The organism is Kitasatospora sp. NPDC051702, from assembly GCF_040681575.1.
Taxonomy (GTDB): Bacteria; Actinomycetota; Actinomycetes; order Streptomycetales; family Streptomycetaceae; genus Kitasatospora.
Genome location: NZ_JBFAZB010000032.1, coordinates 1 through 18,696 on the forward strand (window position 1 = coordinate 1; position 18,696 = coordinate 18,696).

Here is an 18,696-nt window from a genome sequence, read left to right on the forward strand (position 1 = left end):
GATTCGTCGCCCGCGAGATCTACCGCCACCTACCCCGCACGATCCAAACCACTGAATCGCTCCCACAGACCGCTTGACGATCTATAGGAGCTTCCCTTCGGACGGTGATGACCGACCGGGTCAGCTTCTGCGCGCCATCCCGACCGGTCGTTCAGAAGCAGGTCACGCCACGCCTCGACGAGAGCGCCCACAGCCGCATCGCACCACCCGAATCCAACGCTCGGATCGCCGCTGGTCCTGTCGGCGCGCCCTTGACCGACGGAACGAAGCGTCAAGTGCGGACGCTTTGGTGGGAATCGTCGGTGTCCACTGCCAACGGTGCGTGACATCGGTCGGTTCCCGTCGTTCTCGGCGCGTTGGGCGGTCCGCGCGCGGCGCGGGCACGCTCGACCACACCGTGCGGTCGACCGCCCTCACCAGTGTCCCATCGACGCTCCGCGAGGGCCCGCGGTGTCCGGACACCCACCGGTTCAGCGCTCGACGGAGAGCCTGAGGAAGTGCGCTGAGCAGGAGATACACGGATCATGGTTGCGGATCGCCCGCTCGCTCAGCGCGGCCAGCTCGGCGTCCTCGGCGGGCGGCCCGACGACCAGGCGGGCGCGCACCACGCGCATCACGTCCGACTCGATCGCGCCCTGGTTCTGCGCGGTCGGAGGTACCAGGACGGCATCGCTCACGGTTCCGTCGGCGGCCAGCGTGTAGCGGTGGTAGAGCAGGCCGCGCGGCGCTTCGGTGGCGCCGTGGCCGGTTGCGGCGCGGGCGGGGACCGGGAGGTGCGGACGCGCCGGGGCACGGTACTCGTCGATGATCCGCAGCGCCTCGTCGACCGCGTACAGCACCTCGATCGCCCGGATCACGATGCTGCGGTGGGGGTTGCGGCTGACCGCGCCGGTGCGGGGGTCGCCGAGGCCGCCGGCCATGGCGAGGTCCAGCAGTTCGGCCGGCAGCAGGTGCCCGCTCACCGCGAACCGGGCGAGCGAGCCGGTCAGGTGCCGGCGGCCGTCCAGCCGGGCATGCAGCGCGGTCGAGTACAGCACCTGGTGCTCGACCACGTGAGTCCCGAACTCGGCCAGGGGGAAGGTGCGGACGGTCCGGCGGTCGCCGTCGGTGCGCAGCACGGTGGGGGTGCCGGACTCGATGGCGTAGCGGTCGGGTTCGGCGAGTGCGAACAGGTCGGCGTCACAGACCGCGTCGGGGAAGTCGAAGCCGCTCACCCAGCGGACCGACTCCACCGCGTCGTCCCGCACCCGGCGCAGGAGTTCGGCCAGCGGCCGCAGTTCGGCCTGGGTGGGCACCCGGTGGAAGCCGCCGAGCCGGACGTTGACCGGGTGGATCGCGCGGCCGCCGAGCAGTTCGACGATCGCGTTGCCGGCCTGTTTGATCCGCAGGCCGCGGGCCACGTCCTCGCGGTGGGTGCGGGCGAGTGTGATGGCGCTGTCGCAGCCGTGGAAGTCCGGGGCGTGCAGCAGGTGGACGTGCAGGGCCTGGCTCTCGATCCACTCGCCGCAGTACAGCAGCCGACGCAGCGCGGCCACCTGGCCCTCGACGCGCACCCCGCAGGCGTCCTCCAGCGCGCGGCAGGCGCTGAGCTGGTAGGCGACCGGGCAGATGCCGCAGATCCGGGAGGTGAGGTCGGGCGGTTCGGTGTGGCCGCGGCCGCGCAGGAACGCCTCGAAGAACCGGGGCGGTTCGTAGATCGCCAGTCGGGCGCCGGTGAGTTCGCCGTCGCGCAGCACCAGGTGCAGCGAGCCCTCGCCCTCGACCCGGCCGAGCGGGCCGAGGTGCAGCTCACGGGTGTCGTCGCCGGTCACCGCTCCGCCTCCTCGGCGATCTGCCGCGCGGCGGCGTCGAACTCGGGGGCGGCGGTGTTGAAGGTGCGCAGCACCCGCACGGCACCGGGTCCGGCCAGTCCGTCGCGGCGCAGCAGCGGGACGAAGGCGGGGAGGTTGGTCGAGTTCGACGGGCCGAAGCAGCCGTAGCAGCCGCGCGCGTAGGCGGGGCAGAGCGCGCCGCATCCGGCGTGGGTGACCGGCCCCAGGCAGGGCGTGCCGTGGGCGACGGTCACGCAGACGGTGCCGCGCCGCTTGCACTCGAAGCAGACGCTGTGCCGCGGCACGTCGGGCGTGCGGCCCGCGAGGTACGCGGTGATCACCTCGACCAGTTGCCCGCGGTCGATCGGGCAGCCGCGCAGCTCGAAGTCGACCGGGACGTGGGCGGCGATCGCCGTGGAGGTCGCCAGGGTCTCGACGTACTCGGGCCGCGCGTACACCACGGCCCGGTACTCGGCCACGTCCGCGGTGTTGCGCAGGGCCTGGATGCCGCCGGCGGTGGCGCAGGCGCCGATGGTCACCAGGTACCGGGACGCGGCCCGGACGCGGTGGATGCGCTCGGCGTCCTGGGCGGTGGTGATCGAGCCCTCGACCAGCGAGAGGTCGTACGGGCCTGGGGCCGGCGCGGTGGCCGCCTCCAGGAAGTGGCTGATCTCCACCCGCTCGGCGAGGGCGAGGAGTTCGTCCTCGCAATCGAGCAGGGTGAGCTGGCAGCCGTCGCAGGAGGCGAACTTCCACACCGCCAGCCGGGGTCGGTCCATCTCACAACTCCCTCACCATGAGCTGGTGTTCTGCCGTGTCCCAGGTGACCACCGGGCCGTCGCGGCAGAGCAGCAGGGGGCCGAGCTGGCAGTGGCCGCAGTGGCCGATGCCGCAGTGCATGGTGCGCTCCAGGGAGACCTGCACCCGGTCCGGGGCGAACCCGCGGTGCACCAGGTCCCGGGCGACCGCCCGGATCATCACTTCGGGCCCGCAGAGGAAGGCGGTGGTGCGGGTCGGGTCGATGCCAGCCCGGTCGAGCAGGGTGGTCACCACGCCGACCTCGCCGCGCCATGCGCCGTCCGGCCGGTCGACCGTTGTCAGCACGCGGGCGCCCGCCGACCGCCAGCGGTCGAGGTCCGCGGGGTGGAGCAGGTCGGCGGGTGTGCGGGCGCCGACCAGGACCGCCACGGCTCCGGTGCGGTCCCATTCGGCGAGTGCCGACTCCACCAGCGGCCGCAGCGGTGCCAGGCCGATGCCTCCGGCAACCACCAGCACGTCCGCCCCGGGCGTCCCGGGCAGCTGCCACGCGGTGCCGAATGGTCCGCGCACGCCCACCGTCTCCCCCGGCCGCAGTCCCTGCAGCGCACGGGAGACCGCGCCGACCGCGCGTACGGTGTGCGCCAGTCGGAGGCCGTCGATCCCACTCACCGAGAACGGGGCGTCACCGACACCGAAGGCGTAGACCATGGCGAACTGTCCCGGTGCGAACGGCCCGAGGGAGTCGCCCGTCGGCTCGATCACGAGCGTGGCCGTGTCCGACGTGTCCACCGTGCGCGCCACGACCCGGTAGGGGACGGGCAGTTCGGCTGCGGCGCCGTCCGTGTGGGCCGTCACCACGCAGACCCGTTCCCTTCGGCACCCGGTCCGCCGGTGTAGAGGTCGAGCAGCCGGGTGCGGGCCGCGTGCAGCCGCGGTCCGATCGCCTGGGCGCCGATCAGGCGCATCAGGTCGAGTCCGAACGCCGGGTCGTCGTCCATCGCCTCCCGTACGGCCCGGGCATCGAACTCGGTCGCCTCCACCGCGCCCCGGGCCACCGCCCCGAGCTGCCAACGGTACGGCTCGAACATCCATGACCAGCCGAGGAGTTCGCCATCGCCGAGGGTTTCGACGACGAGCGCGCCACGGCCCGGCGCGTGGACGTCGAGCGCGACCAGGCCGCTGCGGACCAGCCAGAACCGGTCGGCCGGCCCGCCCTCCTCGAAGATCCGGGTACCGTCGGGCCAGGCGACGTCGCGGCCGAGGGCGAGCAGGCGGTCCCGGTGCGCGGTGGCCAGGCCGGCGAGCAGGTCCGTCACGGCGCCTGCCGCAGGTCGTCCACGGCCCGGCGCTCCTGGTCGAGGGCGTGGGCCTCCTCCGTGATGTCGATCCCGACCGGGCACCAGACGATGCACCGGCCGCAGCCCACACAGCCGGAACTGCCGAACTGGTCGTGCCAGGTACCGATCTTGTGGGTGAGCCACTGCCGGTACCGGCTGCGCGGCGACGAGCGGACCGGACCGGTCGGCAGGTGGGTGAACTCCAGGTCGAAACAGGACTCCCAGCGCCGCCAACGCTCGGCGTGGTCACCGGTCAGGTCGGTGACGTCCTCGGCCGTGGTGCAGAAGCAGGTGGGGCACACCATGGTGCAGTTTCCGCAGGTCAGGCAGCGCGCGGTGACCTCGTCCCAGCGCTCGGCGTCCAGGGTGTCGCGCATCAGGGCCTGCAGGTCCACCGGCGGCATGGCGCGGCCCATCCGGTCCGCCGCCTCACGCACGACCCGGTCGGCCGCGTCCCGGGTGTCCGGGTCGGACGGGCGGCCGGGCAGCGCCGCCAAGACCTGTTCGCCCTCCGGGCTGCCCGCCCGGACCAGGAACCGGTGGCCGTCCTCGTCGACCAGCTCGGTCAGGGCCAGGTCGTAGCCCGGTCCGGCCGCAGGTCCGGTCCCCATCGAGACGCAGAAGCAGGTGGCGCCCGGCTCGGTACACTCCACGGCCACCAGGAACGCCCGGGTGCGCCGGGACCGGTACCGCCCGTCGGCATGCGGTCCGCCGGTGAGCACTCGGTCCTGGATCGCGATGGCCCGCAGGTCGCAGGGGCGCACGCCGAGGAAGGCGTAGGAGACGGTCGGCGGCGGGTCGGCGCGGAACGCCGGGCCGCCGTCGGCGGCCCGGTCCGCGCTCCACTGGCGCTCGCGCTGCGGGTGCAGGAACGCCTTCCACGAGTTCGGCCCCGCGCTGTGGGCGAAGGCCGCGCCGTCGGGACGGGGGCGGAGCCGGTAGTGGCCGGCCTCCAGCTCGACGCCCCAGCCGTACGGCAGCTCGTCACCGGATGCCAGTTCGGCCAGGACGACGGCGCCTTCGCGCACGGTCGGCCCGACCACGGTGCGGCCCTGCGCAGCGAGCACCCGGATCAGCGCGTCGAGCCCCGCCCGGTCGATGACCGCGGCGGCCGCCGGAGCACTGGTCATGAAGGTAACCTCCCGGTGCTGATGGGCGCCACCGGGCAGCCAGGCCCGACGTCGCCCGCCCATCCTGCGCCGCCGACGCCGGAAAGCCGCGCAGCGGCCCGCCGCCGCGCCGGACCGACGCCACGGCTCCCCCGGACGGGCGACGTGTCCGGGTCGACCGCGGCGCCGGACGGTCATCGCCGACCCGCGCGGTGCCTAGCCACGATCGCGCGCACCGCCGCCGCGGCATCGGGGACGGCCTCGGCGACGGCGGGGCCGAGTCCATGCCCGAGTCCGAAGGCGCTCCCCCCGATCGCCAGCAGGACCAGCTCGCGGGGCACCCGGTCCAGGGCCTCGGCCAGCGCGAGGGCATGGCCGAGGCCGAGGCCGTGCGACCCGGCTGCGGCCGGCTCGGCGGTCACCGTCCCGGCCACAGACGCCCCCGGCCCGGTGAGCCGCAGCCGGTGCAACCGGCCCGCCCGCTCCGGCGACACCCTGACCGCGTCCAGCACGACGGCCAGCTCCGCACCGTCCCAGAGCTCGATCAGACGCGCGGGTTCACCGTCACAGGCCGCCAGGCGCGCCACCGGGTACGGGTCGGCGGCCAGCACGTCCACCACGGCGGCGCCCACGCCGTCGTCGCCCCGCAGCCGGTTGCCGACCCCGATGACGACGATGCGACCGGGCGGCGAGGCCCGCCCGGCGGTGCCACCCATGCGTCCTCCCCAGCGGCGCCGACCCGGACGCCCGGGTGGCTCCGATCCTGCACCCGGAGGGCCCCATTGGCCCCGCGGCGCGCGGGTCCGCCCGGTCGGACAGCAGCGGAGGAGCCGATCGACACGAGCGGCCGGAGCCCGGTCAGGGTCTGTCAACCCGCGATCGGGGCCGACCGGCACCGGTCGCCGTAGCGGCCGGCGGGCGGGACGGACAGCAGACCAGCCCGTCCGAGCCTCTCGGAGGTCGCCGTGAACGCCCCGATCACCGTCGGATACGACGGATCACCCGAAAGCACCGCCGCCGCGCAGTGGGCCGTGCGCGAGGCGGAACTGCGCGGGCTGCGCCTGGAGCTGCTGCTGGCCTGGCCCTGGATGGCCGAGGAGATGCTCGGGCAGCCGGACGTGGCGCCGGTCGGGTTGTCGACGACGACGGTGTCGTAGCCTCGGCGATGCCCCGGGACGCCCTGGGAGGTGAGGACCATGCCGACGGCGAAGCGGTCGATGCGCCCGGCGGTGCCGACGGCTCCGCCGCTGCTGCCGGAGTAGGTACGACTCCGGTCGGAGGAACGATGATCGACCCTGGAGAGTCCCGTTCCGTCGTCGTCGGTGGACGTGCGGGACAGCGCGCGGTCGGACCCGGGTGCGTCAGGTCCGCCCGGTGAGGAAGGCAGCGGCGCTGCTCAGGGTGGTCAGGCGGGGGTAGTCGTCCTCGTCGATCCGACAGCCGGCGCGCTCGGTCAGTCGTTCGACGAGGCTCAGGAAGTCCAGCGAGTCGAGTTCGAGGGCTTCCCGGAAGGCGGTGTCGGGTCCGATCGTGGTGAAGTCTGCATCCGGGACGATCTCGGTGAGCGCCTCCTGGACGAGGAGCAGGGCCTGGTCACGGTTCACAGTTCCTCCGGTGTGCGCAGTAGCCGTTCGAGCACCATCAGGTAGCGGGCGCCGGTGGCGCCGTCGCTGGCCCGGTGGTCGGCGGAGAGGGTCGCTGTCACCACGGGACGCACGCCGAGCAGGCCGTCGACGGCCCAGGGGCGGTCGACCACCTTGCCCAGGCCGACGAGGGCGACCTGGGGAGGGTGGATGACACCGAAGACCGCTTCCACGCCTTGGTCGCCGAGGCTGGTCACGGTGATGGTGGGGTCGGTGGTCTCGGAGCCGCGCAGCCGACCGGACCGGGCCCGGGCCACCAGGTCCCGGAGCCGGGCCATGAGTTCCGCCGGCGACAGGTCGGCCGCGTGGTGGATGGCAGGAGCCACCAGGCCGCTGCCGCGCAGCGACACCGCGACGCCCAGGTGGACCTCGGGCGCCGGGACGAACCGGCCGTCGGCGAAGAAGCCGTTGAGCTGGGGAACCTCACGGGCAGCCCGCGCTACGGCCTTGAGCAGCAGGGCGGCGGGGACCAGGCGCTCGGAGACCGGGAGCCCGCGGTTCTGCTCGCGCAGCCACGCCACCGCCGGGCCCAGATCGATGGTGGTGGACAGGTAGTAGTGCGGGATCTCGCGCTTGGAGCGTGTCATCAGGTCACCGATGGCACGGCGCATCGCCTCGGAACGATCGGCGGTCTCGGCGTGCCGGTCGGGGGTGGGCGGCACTTCGACGGTGGGAGCGGTCCGAGCGGCGGGAGCGGTCTCGGAGCCGGTCAGCACGGCCCGGACGTCGGCGACCCGGATCGCACCGTCCGTTCCGGTACCCCGAACCCCCGCGAGATCGACCCCACTCTCCGCGGCCAGGCGCCGTGCCATCGGCGTCGAACGGACCCGGCCTGTCGTCCTCGCCGGCGGGGGCACTGCGGGCGCGGCAGCGACCGGGGGCGCGGTCACCGCCCGGCCCTGCGGCGACGCAGCCTCGGCCTCGGGCTCAGGCTGCGGGGCGGCCGGCACGTCGGCACGGGTGATCCGGCCGCCGGGCCCCGTGCCGTGCACGGAACTCAGGTCGACCCCGCGCTCCTCGGCGAGGCGACGTACCAGCGGGGTCGGTGCTGGCGCGCGTGCGGCTGTCGGCTCGGCGGGTGCCGGCGGGGCTGGCCGCTGTGTGACAGCGTTCACCGGGTTGATCACTGCCAGCGGCGTCCCGACCGGCACGGTCTCGGCCGGCTCGACCAGCAGGCGCTCCACGACACCGCTCTCGAAGCACTCCACCTCGATCGCGGCTTTGGCGGTGTCGACGACGGCGACGATGTCACCCTTGTGCACCTGGTCGCCGGGGTGAACGAGCCATTCGAGCAGGGTGCCCTCGGTCATGTCGGCGCCGAGTGCGGGCATCGTGAACTCGGCCATCTCAGCCCACCGCCCTGAGCGCTGCCGCCACGATGTCGGGGACCTGGGGCAGCGCGGCCTGCTCCAGTTGCGCGGCGTACGGCACCGGCACCTCCGCGCCGCACGCCCGCTCGACCGGCGCGTCGAGGTCGTAGAAGGCCTGCTCGGTGATACGTGCCGCGACCTCGGCGGACAGGCCGCCGCTGCGCCAGCCCTCGTCGACGATCACCGCGCGGTGGGTGCGACGCACCGAGCCGATGACGGTGGCATCGTCGAGCGGGCGCAGGCTGCGAAGGTCGACCACCTCGGCGTCCACCTGGTCCTGGGCCGCGAGTTGCTCGGCGGCGGCCAGGGCCTTGCCCAGCGAGCCACCGTAGGTGACGAGGCTGACGTCGGTGCCGGGTCGGCGTACTGCGGCGCTGTCGAGGTCGACCGGTCCGGGGTCGTCCGCGGTGTTGTCGGTGCCGTTGTAAAGGGAGCCGTGCTCGAAGACGATCACGGGGTCGGGGTCGGCCAGTGCCGGGGCGAGCATCCACCGCGCGTCGGCCACGGTGGCGGGGGCGAGGACCCGGATGCCGGGGATGTGCGCATAGAAGGCTTCGAGACTGTGCGAGTGCTGGGCAGCGAGTTGGCGTCCGGCGCCGGTGGTCATCCGGATCACCAGCGGGACCGCCACCTGCCCGCCGGACATGTGCAGCAGCGTCGCCGCGTTGTTCAGGATCTGGTCCAATGCGAGCAGGCTGAAGTTGACCGTCATGATCTCCACGATCGGACGCAGCCCGGCGATCGCCGCACCGATGCCGGCCCCGACGAAGCCCGACTCCGAGAGCGGGGTGTCCCGGACCCGCTCGGGGCCGAACTCCTCCACCAAACCCAGACTGACACCGAAGGCCCCACCGTAGCGGCCCACGTCCTCACCCATCAGGAAGACCCGCTCGTCGGCCGCGAGCGCCTCCCGCATCGCTTCCCGCATCGCCTCGCGGTAGCTCATCGACTCGGCCCGACGGGCCCCGCCACCGGTCATGACGACCCCCCAGCCGGGCTGTACACAAAGCGCAGCAGATCCTCCACCGGTTCGGTCCCGCCCTGTCGCGCGTGGTCGAGAGCCGTGGCCAGCTCCTCGCTGACCTCCTTCTCCACCGCGGCCAGCGCCTTGTCGTCAAGGCCGTCCTCGGCCCGCATCCGGGTGCTGAGCACCTGGATCGGGTCACGCTCCTTCCAGCGCTCGACCTCTGCCTTGTCCCGGTAGCGGTCCGGGTCGTACATGGAGTGCGCGCGGAAACGGTAGGTGCGCAGTTCCAGGAAGACCGGTCCGGTGCCGTCCCGGATCGCCCGGGCGGCCCGTGCGACGGCCCGCTCGACGGCCAGCACGTCCATCCCGTCGACCTCCCAAGCCACCAGGCCGTACGAGGCCGCGCGTGCGACCAGGTCGGTCTGGGCGTGTTCGCGGTTCAGCGCGGTGCCCATGGCGTAGAGGTTGTTCTCGCAGGCGAGCAGCAGCGGAAGGTCCCAGAGTGCGGCAAGGTTGGCCGTTTCGTGGAACTCGCCCTCGGCGAGTGCGCCGTCGCCGAACAGGCAGCAGGTCACCTGTTCCTGTCCGCGTATCCGGTCGGCGAGGGCCAGCCCGGCGGCGACCGGCAGGCCGCCCGCCACGATGCCGTGGCCCCCGTAGAACCGCCGGCTCACGTCGAACAGGTGCATCGAACCGCCCCGGCCCCGACTGCAGCCGGTCACCCGGCCGAGCATCTCGGCGAACACCGACTCGGCGGGGATACCGCGGGCCAGCGCGTGGCCGTGCTCGCGGTAGGTGCTGACCACCGCGTCTTCAGGTCCGAGAGCGCCGAGGACGCCCGCGGAGACGGCCTCCTCGCCGATGCACAGGTGGACGAAGCCCCGGACCTCGCCACTGCTGTAGAGCTCGACACAGCGCTCCTCGAACTGTCGGATGCGCACCATCTCCCGCAGGAGATCTCGGCGGTGGGCCGCCTGCGCGGCGGGTCCGCTGCGGCTGCGCGCACGGGTCCTGCCACGCGCCGCGGTCGGTGCTGCCGCCGTTCGGCGCGGGCTCATCGGGACTCCTCCAGGGCCGAGGTGTCACCCTCCGGCAGGCCCAGCTCACGGGCTTTCAGCAGTCGGCGCATCACCTTGCCGCTGCGGGTCTTGGGCAGGTGCTGGTCGAAGGCGATCTCGCGGGGCGCGATGGCCGGTCCGAGTCGCCTGCGCGCGAAGGCGGTGATCTCGCGGGCCAGGCCGGTGCCCGGCTCGAATCCCGGTTTGAGGGAGACGAACGCCTTGACGATCTCGCCGGCGACCGGGTCGGGACGGCCGATCACCCCCGCCTCGGCGACCGCCGGATGCTCCATCAAGGTGCTCTCGACCTCGAACGGCCCGATCAAGTGGCCGGCAGACTTGATCACGTCGTCGGCGCGGCCGACGAACCAGTAGTAGCCGTCCTCGTCGCGCCGGGCCACGTCGCCGGTCAGGTACCACCCGCCGGCGAAACAGGCTGTGTAGCGCTCCTGTGCGTGCAGGTAGCCGCGGAACATCGACGGCCAGCCCGGCCGCAGCGCCAGCTCGCCCTCCCGCCCCGGCGTCCTGATCTCCCGTGCCTGGCCTTCCGTCACTACTGCTCGCCCGTCCGGCCCTCGTTCCAGCAGGCCTGCCACGACGCCGGGCAGCGGGCGGCCCATCGAGCCGGGCCTGATCTCGGTGGCCGCGAAGTTCGCGATCATGATCGCGCCGGTCTCCGTCTGCCACCAGTTGTCGTGTACCGGCAGACCCAGGACCTCCTGCCCCCAGCGGACCGCCTCCGGGTTGAGCGGTTCGCCGACGCTGGCGATGAACCGCAGCGCCGACAGGTCGAAGGATCGCGGCAGGTCGGGCGGGCTCCCCCGAGGGCTTGCCCGCATCAGCATCCGGATCGCGGTCGGAGCCGTGTACCAGACGCTCACCCGCTCCTCGGCAAGGATGCCGTACCACCGGCGGGCCTCGTACTCCCCTGCGTCGACCACCATCGTCACCCCGTGGGTGAGCGGCGCGATGATCCCGTAGGAGGTGCCCGTGACCCAGCCCGGGTCGGCGGTGCACCAGAACACGTCGTCGGGATGCAGGTCGAGGGCGAACGCGGCGGTGGCGTGGTGGGCCACCACGGCCTCGTGCACGTGGATCGCACCTTTCGGGGTACCGGTGGTGCCGCTGGTGAAGTGCAGCAGCGCCATCTCCTGCGGGTCGGTGTCCGGGATCGTGAAGTCCTCGGACGCCTGCGCCAGCAGCGCGTCGAAGGAACGGGTGCCCGGCAGCGGCTCGGCGCACGGTCCCACGATCAGCACCGTTTCCAGCTGCGGCACCTGCTCGCGCAGCGCAGCCACCTTCCGCCGGTAGAGGTCCTCGGTCGTGACCAGGACCCGCACACCGCCGAGCCGCAGGCGCTCCTCGACCGGGACCGGTCCGAAGGCGGGGAAGAGCGGGCAGAACACCGAGGTGTTCTTCAGAGTCCCGAGAGCGGACACGTACAGCTCCGGACACCGGCTCAGCAGCGAGGCGACCCGGTCGCCGCGGCCGACACCCAGTGAACACAGCACGTTCGCGAAGCGGTTCGTCCGGCGGGCCAGCTCGTCGTACGTCACCGTGCCGACCTGCCGATCCACGGCAACGCAGCGCAGCGCGGCGTGTTCGCCGCGTCCGGCGGCGACGTGCCGGTCGACCGCCTCGTACCCGATGTTGAGCCCCCGACCGCCCGGCAGCCCGTCGAGCGCCGCACGCGCCGACTCCCACGAGAAATCGCACCGGGCCCGCTCGTAGTCGGCGAGATTGGGCGCGATTCCTGGCACCGTCCTGGCCCGAATGGCCTCGGCTTCCATGGCCGCTCCCTTCCGGATCGCCGACAGGGCCTCTTCCAGCCTGGCAGACACAGGACCGTCCGGCCTGGGGGGCGCGGCACGGCCCGACCGCCCGCCCGCCCGCCCGCTCCGGGAACGCCGTGGGTAACCCGTCAGTGCAGGAGATCCTGCACTTGGGTGGGCCGGTCACGACGGCAGTAGGCCCGTTCGGCCCTGTCGCTCGCTCCGGGTGCGGGGCAGGCTCGCGGTAGGAGGGTCGAAGACCGGCCCCCCGCCTCCCGGTCGCTCTGCTCGCGGCGGCACGTTCCCGGGCCCGGCTGTTGCCGCAGGTCCGCCAACGGAGGGAGCCGAAACGACCGCCTTGATCGCCCGACTCGCGGCCAAGCCCGTTCACCTGCCTGCGGCCGACCCCGTACACGTACCGGCGCCCAGGGGGGCAACCGGGATCCCGTAGACATCACCGTCCCCTTCCGGCCGAGGCCGAGGGGACACGGCGGCCGCCGGCGACGGATGGAGCGCAGCACACGGAAGGTCCACGAGAAGATGACGCAGCCGTTCCACACACCGCATCACGGGTCGCAACGCATCGTCGAGCGCTGGAGGGCCATGGCGGCCGACCGCCGCGCGCGGGCCGCCGCCCGGCGGTGGCGGCACGTCGGCACCGAGCCCCGCTGGGCGCGCAGCGATCTTCCGGCCCGGCGGCTACTCGGACGGATCTTCGTCCCGTTCTTCCTGCTCGGGACCATCGTCTTCACGTTGCTTGCGGCGAACGCACTCCCCGCACCGCGCGCCGACCGTCCGTTCTTCACGGGCCTCGCAGTGCTGTGCGCCGTGTCCACGGTCGTGGCGGTGATCGACCTGGTCGTCGTCCGGCGCCGGATGGCAGAGCAACGACGGTGGCACCGCTGACGCGGCCGAGCGGAGGACAGGGTCGCGTGGCCGTGGCAACCCCACCGCGGGAAATCGACCGAGTGCCGCCGCGGCAGCTGAGGATCGGCGGTACCCGTCGCAGTCGCGATCGGCGGCGGGCCTGCCTACGGTTGACATCAGCACGACGCCGATGCGTCCGCCTCCTGGAAGCGCAATGCGTCGAAGGTGTGGTCGTCCAGCAGGGGAATCGAAGGTGGGCCGGGTGGATCCGGAGGATGGATCCGGGTGGGCGGAGGTTTCAGACCGCAGCCACCGAATCGACGATGAGATGGACCGGATCGTCGAACGTCTACGGGACCTGGCCCACACCCAGCGCCGTTTCCAGGACCTGCTGGACGCGGTGATAGCGGTGGGCCGGGACCTGGAGCTGCCGGTCGTGCTCCGCCGGGTGATCACCACGGCGATGGGCCTGGTCGACGCCCGCTACGGTGCACTCGGCGTGCTGAGCGAGGACGGCGAACACCTGGAGGAGTTCATCCCCGTCGGGCTGAGCGAGCCGCAGGTCGCAGCGCTGGCCGGCGTCTCGCTTCCGCACGGCCGCGGACTCCTGGGACACCTCATCGACCACCCCGAACCGCTCCGTGTCGCGGACATCGGCGCCCACCCGGACGCGGTCGGATTCCCGCCGGGCCACCCGCCGATGCGGACACTGCTCGGGGTGGCGCTCACCGGCCGTGGACGGGTCTACGGCAACCTCTACCTCTGCGAGCGGCGCGACGGACAGCCCTTCGACGACCACGACCAGGACATCCTCGTGGCGCTTGCCGGCGCAGCCGGCCTCGCCATCGAGAACGCCCGCCTCTACCGACAGGTCCGCGCCAACGCCGAGCACTTCCAGCGTCTCCTCCTTCCCAGCCTGCCCGATGTGGCGCCCTTCTCCGTCGCGGCGATCTACCGGCCCGCCGCCGTCCCGGACCACGTCGGCGGCGACTGGTACGACGCCCTGATGCTCCCCGACGGCGCCTGCGGCCTGGTCATCGGCGACGTCGCCGGACACGACCTGAAATCCGCCGCCACCATGGCCCAGACCCGCAACATGCTGCGCGCCCTCCTCTACGACCGCCGCACCCCGCCCAGCGGTGTCCTGACGCAGCTCGATCGAACCCTCCAGGCGATCACCGACAACCCGGTCACCACCACCTGCCTCGCCCGCATCGAACCCGCCCAGGACGGCTGGACGCTCCACTGGAGCAGCGCCGGACACCCGCCACCGCTCCTGATCGGCCCCGACGACACCGCCCGCTACCTGCACGGCGACCCCGGCCTGCCCCTCGGCGTCGACCCGGACGTGCCCCGCCCCGACCACAAGCACCCCCTGCCCGGCAACGCCACCCTCGTGCTCTTCACGGACGGCCTGGTCGAGCACCCCCACCGCTCCCTGAACGCCGGCCTCACCACCCTTGCCCAGGTCGCCGCCGCCCACGCCGCCCTGCCCCTCGGAGACCTGTGCCGGACCCTGGCCGACGCCCACCTCTCCGATGGACGCGACGACCTCGCCGTCCTCACCCTGCGCACCCCGCCCACCGCACCTGATCCGAGGAGCGAGCACGACATCCGCCGCTGCGGACCCGTCCATGGCGACGTCGCAGTTCGGCCCGCCGACGCCGAAGCGGCGACCGTCGGCGGGCACGGACGGCCGGGGGCAGTTCGGTCATGAGCCGGTTTGCCGTCCTATTCGCACCGCGGGGTAGAGGGACTCGGCCACCTCTCGATCGAACGGTTCGGTGTCGGGGGTGAGCACCGATGCGGCGGCCACGGCCACCCCGAGGGCACAGGCCTCCACCGGATCGTCGCCTGCGGCCAGCCGAAGCGTGAGGGCGGCCACCATGGCGTCTCCGGCCCCGGCATCGCTGAGCGGCTCGCCGGGCGACGGCGGGGCTCGCAACTCGGTGTGACCGTACCTGGTCGAACAGAGTGCGCCGAGTTCCCCGAGGGTGGTGACGGCGATCTCAGTCGCTCCTGCGGCGAGTAGTGACTCGTTGACGCTGCGGGCGTCGTCGAAGCTCCGGACCGCCCGGCCGACGAGGCCGGCGGCTTCGTGATTGTTGCACCTCCGCAGGAAGACGCCCTCGTGGAGCGACTCGCGCAGGGCCCGCCCCGAGGTGTCCAGCACCAGCCGGGCCCCGGACTCCTTGACCCGGCGGGCGACAGCGGCGTAGAAGGTCTCGGGCAGGCCGCTGGGCAGGCTTCCACTGGCCACGACGTACTGGTGACCGCCGGCTGCTCGGCCCAGCGCGTCCAGGAGACGCTCTCCCTCCGCGTCGTCCAGGCGCGGGCCTGGCGGCACGATGTGATAGCTGCGGCGTGACTCGGTCTCGAACAGCACGAACGCTTCGCGGGTCTCACCCGCGATCCCGACGGGGAGGTGGTCGACCCCCTCCTCGTCCAGTAGCCGGTTGAGGCGCTGGCCGACCTCGCGGCCGGCAGTGTGGACGGCAATCGCCCGCCCTCCGAGCCGCGACACGCCCCGGGCGACGTTGATCCCTCCGCCGCCGGCGGCCACGAACCTGACCCTGGCACGGGTCTTGCCGATGTCCGCCAGGCGGTCGACCTCGCAGCAGATGTCGACGGTGGGGTTCACCGTCAGGGTGAGGATCGGGGGCACGGTCTCCGGCCGCGGACTCCTCCCGCCGCTACCTGCCGCAAGCGGACCGGACACGTCAGGGCCGTTCATCGCGGTGACACGGCGGTTGCGATGTCGGTCGAAGGCCACCAGTACCCACGTCGGTGGAGCAGGGCGCCGACCATCTCGATCTCCTCATTCGGTCACTCCTTCCATCGTGCTGCGCGAGCGCAGGAGGCACGATCGGGGGAACCCCGCAGCCCCCGATGGGCGAATCCCACCTGTGCCACCCGCGGTCAGGCCCGTTCGGCGGCGGCCACGTGCTCCTTCACGGCCACGAGGCTGTCCGGCGCCACCGAGATCGAGTCGATCCCGGCACTCACCAGGAACCGGGTGAACGCCGGGTCGTCACTGGGCCTCTGGCCGCGCAGGCCCACCGGGCGGCCGACCGCGTGCGCTGTGGCGATCAAGGCCTCGATGCTCCGAGTGACGGCAGGATCGGTCTCCGCCCGCTACGCCTCCGCGCGGGAGCGCATCTCGCTCGCGACCTGGTGGGCCCAGCTCTGGATCTGCTCCGGGTTGCGAAAGTCCCCGCCCTTGCCGTGCCGGACCAGTGAGCGGGCGATCCGGCCGGGTGTCCCCGCAGTGATGCTGCCACCGAAGGTGACGTGCCCCTGTGCGTGCAGACGCCCCATCTCCTTGGCCACACCACGCACGGGCGGGATGTCGTGCTGCTCGGCGGAGCTGTCCACCGGACCGCTGCTGAACAGCCAGACCGGCCGCTCCACCAGCGCCTCGGCATTGCGATGGGCACAGCGGAGAGCGTCGCGATGCCAATGCCCGGCGTAGAGCGAACTGCCGAGGATCACGGCGTCGTACCCGGCCACGTCACGGACGTCGGCCGCTGGGACGACGGCCGCCTCGAAGCCGTCCCGATCCAGTGCCCGGCCGATCTCGTCGGCGATGCCCGCCGTGGCGCCGTGTTTGCTGCCGTACGCGACCAGGATCTTCTGCTTCTTCATAGCGAGCCTCCGTCGAGACTGTGACCGGTCTGGTCCGGACCGGCCGGCACATCCAGGATGCGGCGGCGCACACTCCCGCACCAGGGCCGACCGCCCCGCGCATGGGGGCGGTCGGCCCTCCTACCGCAGGTCTGCGGCGCACTGTGATGGAGCCACGGAGATGAGAGCCGGGAGGCACGCGATGAAGGTGTTCGTCGGATTTGCGAGCGCACGGCTCCACGCGCGGTGTTGCAGAGCGCATCGCATCGGCGCTGAGGCTCCATGGCCATCAGGTCGTTGTCGGCCCCCTCGACCGGCACACCGACCCGCGAGGCTTCGCCGCCGCCGTGCTCGGCTCCGGCGTGACCTTGACGACCTCGGGGGTCATCGTCTCGCCCACGGTCCGGCGTCCCATCACGCGCTCTCCGGAAGACCCGCCAGATCAAGGATCTCGGAGACCGGCCTGCGGGGTGTCGCCGCGCCGGGCGGGCCGTAGCCGACCCGGACCACCATCTGCACATGGCCGGGTCCCTCGGACGGGTCGCGGAGCAGCCTGCGGGTGTCGGGCCACTCGACCGCCTGGTGCAGCACGGAGACCCGCACCCCGCGGGCGGTCGCCAGCAACCAGGCGTGTTCCAGCGCCTGACCGGCGCGCAGCCAGTCCTCCGGCCGGTCACCGTGAGTGGTGAGGGTGCACACCTGCGGCAGCGCCTCGAAACGCTCGGACGGCACCGCCGGCACGGGCCCGGTGAAGCTGCGCATCGGCACCCGGGCCTCGTGGTCCAGAGGCCCGAGGGCAGCGGCGGGGATTCCGTCGGTTGCGGACTCCTCCAGGCGCAGCCAACCGAGGGTCTCGGCCTGGCGAACGACGTCGGCGGCGATCCGCTGCTCGGCCTCGGCGGTGAGCGCCAGGACCTGGCGGACCCCGGCCTCTTCCAGCGGGGAGAGCACCACACCCTCGGCTCCCGCGGCCGCGATCAACTCCCCGAGCACGGCCTCGGGCACGTCACGGTTGGTGAACGGACGGCGGCTGGAGTGCCGGTGCGGGATCGCCGCGTACAGGTCCGGGTCGAGCGTCGATGCCGACTCCGAGAACTCAAGAACAGCGGCCAGCTCCGGCTCCGCCGGGTCGGGCAGCAGCCGCACCGCCGCTCCTCGTCCGAGATGGTCGGCAGCCGTCCGAAGGTTGAACAGTGCAGCACCGACCGATATCCACCGGGCCCGCCCGGCCGGGTCGGTGACCGGGACGGCGCGGGCCGGATCGCCGTACACCTCGAGACCGCGCGCGTCCGCCGTGGGACGGAAGCGCCACGGCTGGCTGTTGTGCAGCGAGGGTGCCGCTCCCCCGGCGGCGGCCAGCAGACGGTACTCGGCGGGGGTCAGCGACGGCTCGGTCATGGCGGTCATCTCCTTGCTCCCCGGGCAGCGGCTCGAGACGGTGCGATCGACGAGTCCGATGTGCCACGGGTCGCGACGCCTGTCGGGAAGCTCAAGGCGCCTACGTCGGTCGGCATCGACCTCTACGACCAGCATGTCCGCAGCAGCACCGTACGACCATTCGCGATGCATTCGGGCTGCGCCGTCGCCCCGGCGCGCCCCTCCGTCCTGCGCCCGATCGAGGGGCGGGCCAAGGGCAGGCGGCCCGTTCGTCGTGGGCCCGTCGGCCCTCGCGCCCGACCGCTGCCGGACTTACGGTGCCGGTATGGGCACGGCGGCCGGCCACGGCTCGCCGACCCCGCACGGGTGGAGGAGAACCATGGCGTCCGCCAGCGAACGCCGTCCGATCGTGTTCGGCGTAGACGCCCTCGAACCGGAGCCCATGGCGCTGGCCTGGGCCGCCGACGAGGCCGACCGGCGCGGCCTGCCTCTGCGGCTGCTCAGCGCCTTCTCGGTGACCGTCCCGGTGAGCGCCCAGGCGCACTGCCCGGTGGTCGTGGTGCGCGCACCCGAGCACATCACCCAGGACCCGCCCTACGTGGTGGTCGGGGTCGACGGCAGCGAATCGTCGGCTGCCGCCGTCGACGTCGCCTTCGACCTGGCGGCCCGGCGGGGCCCCGCGCTGCGGGCGGTGTGGGTGTGGCAGTCCCAGCTGATCGCGCGCTTCGACGAGGAGGGGGCCGTCCGGACGTTGTGGCGGCTACTGGCCGAGACCACGGCCGGGCGGTCCATGTCCTCTCCCGACCTGGAGCTCACCCATGAGGTGATCCGCGGCCACCCGGTCGAGGAACTGGCCAAGGCTTCCGAGCACGCCCTGGCCATCGTGGTGGGGCGTCGCGGCCGCGGCGGGTTCGCCGGTATGCGGCTCGGCTCCGTTCCGCACGGGCCGCTGCACCGCGCCCACTGCCCGGTCGTCACGGTTCCCCGGCTCCCGTCCTGACC

18 protein-coding genes and 1 pseudogene are annotated in these 18,696 nt (G+C 73.0%); 4 read left to right on the plus strand and 15 right to left on the minus strand.

What is annotated here, in order from left to right; translation table 11 throughout:
* Window positions 1-470: 470 nt before the first annotated feature.
* From AB0N04_RS24645 to AB0N04_RS24670, 6 genes are all read right to left on the minus strand, one after another.
* Window positions 471-1,811, minus strand: a complete 1,341-nt coding sequence (locus AB0N04_RS24645; RefSeq protein ID WP_360210977.1) for a nickel-dependent hydrogenase large subunit — start codon at window positions 1,809-1,811, stop codon at window positions 471-473.
* A complete protein-coding gene (locus AB0N04_RS24650; protein ID WP_360210979.1) occupies window positions 1,808-2,590 on the minus strand; it encodes an oxidoreductase in 783 nt (260 codons plus the stop codon). Before AB0N04_RS24650 ends, AB0N04_RS24645 begins: the two co-directional genes overlap by 4 nt.
* Window position 2,591: 1 nt before the next feature.
* A complete protein-coding gene (locus AB0N04_RS24655) occupies window positions 2,592-3,428 on the minus strand; it encodes an FAD/NAD(P)-binding protein (protein ID WP_363365273.1) in 837 nt (278 codons plus the stop codon).
* Window positions 3,422-3,886 (minus strand): cyclic nucleotide-binding domain-containing protein, encoded by a 465-nt coding sequence (locus AB0N04_RS24660; protein WP_360210983.1) that lies wholly within the window; start codon window positions 3,884-3,886, stop codon window positions 3,422-3,424. Before AB0N04_RS24660 ends, AB0N04_RS24655 begins: the two co-directional genes overlap by 7 nt.
* A complete protein-coding gene (locus tag AB0N04_RS24665; protein WP_360210985.1) occupies window positions 3,883-5,037 on the minus strand; it encodes a 4Fe-4S dicluster domain-containing protein in 1,155 nt (384 codons plus the stop codon). The genes AB0N04_RS24660 and AB0N04_RS24665 overlap by 4 nt, the downstream gene beginning before the upstream one ends.
* Window positions 5,038-5,210: 173 nt before the next feature.
* Window positions 5,211-5,732, minus strand: coding sequence for a hydrogenase maturation protease (locus AB0N04_RS24670; protein ID WP_360210987.1), 522 nt, complete (start codon window positions 5,730-5,732; stop codon window positions 5,211-5,213).
* Between the two features lie 249 nt (window positions 5,733-5,981).
* Between AB0N04_RS24670 and AB0N04_RS24675 the strand changes: the two genes are divergently transcribed.
* Window positions 5,982-6,173 (plus strand): universal stress protein, encoded by a 192-nt coding sequence (locus AB0N04_RS24675; RefSeq protein ID WP_360210989.1) that lies wholly within the window; start codon window positions 5,982-5,984, stop codon window positions 6,171-6,173.
* A gap of 204 nt (window positions 6,174-6,377) precedes the next feature.
* Here AB0N04_RS24675 and AB0N04_RS24680 read toward each other — a convergent pair whose 3' ends face one another.
* From AB0N04_RS24680 to acsA, 5 genes are all read right to left on the minus strand, one after another.
* Complete coding sequence (locus tag AB0N04_RS24680; protein WP_360210991.1) at window positions 6,378-6,620, minus strand: acyl carrier protein; 243 nt, start codon at window positions 6,618-6,620, stop codon at window positions 6,378-6,380.
* Window positions 6,617-8,005 carry a 2-oxo acid dehydrogenase subunit E2 gene (locus AB0N04_RS24685; protein ID WP_360210993.1) on the minus strand — a complete coding sequence of 463 codons (1,389 nt, stop codon included), beginning with the start codon at window positions 8,003-8,005 and terminating at the stop codon, window positions 6,617-6,619. Before AB0N04_RS24685 ends, AB0N04_RS24680 begins: the two co-directional genes overlap by 4 nt.
* Before the next feature lies 1 nt (window position 8,006).
* Window positions 8,007-9,008 carry an alpha-ketoacid dehydrogenase subunit beta gene (locus AB0N04_RS24690; protein ID WP_360210995.1) on the minus strand — a complete coding sequence of 334 codons (1,002 nt, stop codon included), beginning with the start codon at window positions 9,006-9,008 and terminating at the stop codon, window positions 8,007-8,009.
* Complete coding sequence (gene pdhA / locus AB0N04_RS24695; RefSeq protein ID WP_360210997.1) at window positions 9,005-9,940, minus strand: pyruvate dehydrogenase (acetyl-transferring) E1 component subunit alpha; 936 nt, start codon at window positions 9,938-9,940, stop codon at window positions 9,005-9,007. The genes AB0N04_RS24690 and pdhA overlap by 4 nt, the downstream gene beginning before the upstream one ends.
* Window positions 9,941-10,050: 110 nt before the next feature.
* On the minus strand, window positions 10,051-11,844 hold the full coding sequence (gene acsA / locus AB0N04_RS24700) for an acetate--CoA ligase (RefSeq protein WP_360210999.1): 1,794 nt from the start codon (window positions 11,842-11,844) through the stop codon (window positions 10,051-10,053).
* A 522-nt stretch (window positions 11,845-12,366) separates the two neighbouring features.
* On the opposite strand from acsA, the gene AB0N04_RS24705 reads away from it, so the two are divergent.
* Both AB0N04_RS24705 and AB0N04_RS24710 read left to right on the plus strand, forming a co-directional pair.
* Window positions 12,367-12,732: a hypothetical protein gene (locus AB0N04_RS24705; RefSeq protein ID WP_360211001.1), complete on the plus strand. Its 366-nt coding sequence runs from the start codon at window positions 12,367-12,369 to the stop codon at window positions 12,730-12,732.
* Between the two features lie 289 nt (window positions 12,733-13,021).
* Window positions 13,022-14,410 (plus strand): GAF domain-containing SpoIIE family protein phosphatase, encoded by a 1,389-nt coding sequence (locus AB0N04_RS24710; RefSeq protein WP_360211003.1) that lies wholly within the window; start codon window positions 13,022-13,024, stop codon window positions 14,408-14,410.
* On the opposite strand, the gene AB0N04_RS24715 is transcribed toward AB0N04_RS24710, so the two are convergent.
* The 4 genes and pseudogenes from AB0N04_RS24715 to AB0N04_RS24730 all read right to left on the minus strand — a co-directional run bounded on the left by AB0N04_RS24715 (window position 14,405) and on the right by AB0N04_RS24730 (window position 17,724).
* A complete protein-coding gene (locus AB0N04_RS24715) occupies window positions 14,405-15,427 on the minus strand; it encodes a hexose kinase (protein ID WP_363365297.1) in 1,023 nt (340 codons plus the stop codon). The two genes, AB0N04_RS24710 and AB0N04_RS24715, sit on opposite strands and share 6 nt — an antisense overlap.
* Before the next feature lie 185 nt (window positions 15,428-15,612).
* Window positions 15,613-15,810, minus strand: a pseudogene (locus AB0N04_RS24720) (putative PEP-binding protein); the annotation flags it as partial.
* Window positions 15,811-15,828: 18 nt separating this feature from the next.
* Window positions 15,829-16,338: a flavodoxin domain-containing protein gene (locus tag AB0N04_RS24725; RefSeq protein WP_360211007.1), complete on the minus strand. Its 510-nt coding sequence runs from the start codon at window positions 16,336-16,338 to the stop codon at window positions 15,829-15,831.
* A 393-nt stretch (window positions 16,339-16,731) separates the two neighbouring features.
* Entirely contained in the window at window positions 16,732-17,724 is a 993-nt protein-coding gene (locus tag AB0N04_RS24730) for a hypothetical protein (RefSeq protein ID WP_360211009.1), read from the minus strand.
* A 349-nt stretch (window positions 17,725-18,073) separates the two neighbouring features.
* Here AB0N04_RS24730 and AB0N04_RS24735 point away from each other — a divergent pair, with 349 nt between their 5' ends.
* Entirely contained in the window at window positions 18,074-18,694 is a 621-nt protein-coding gene (locus AB0N04_RS24735) for a universal stress protein (protein WP_360211011.1), read from the plus strand.
* The last annotated feature ends 2 nt before the right edge of the window (window positions 18,695-18,696 follow it).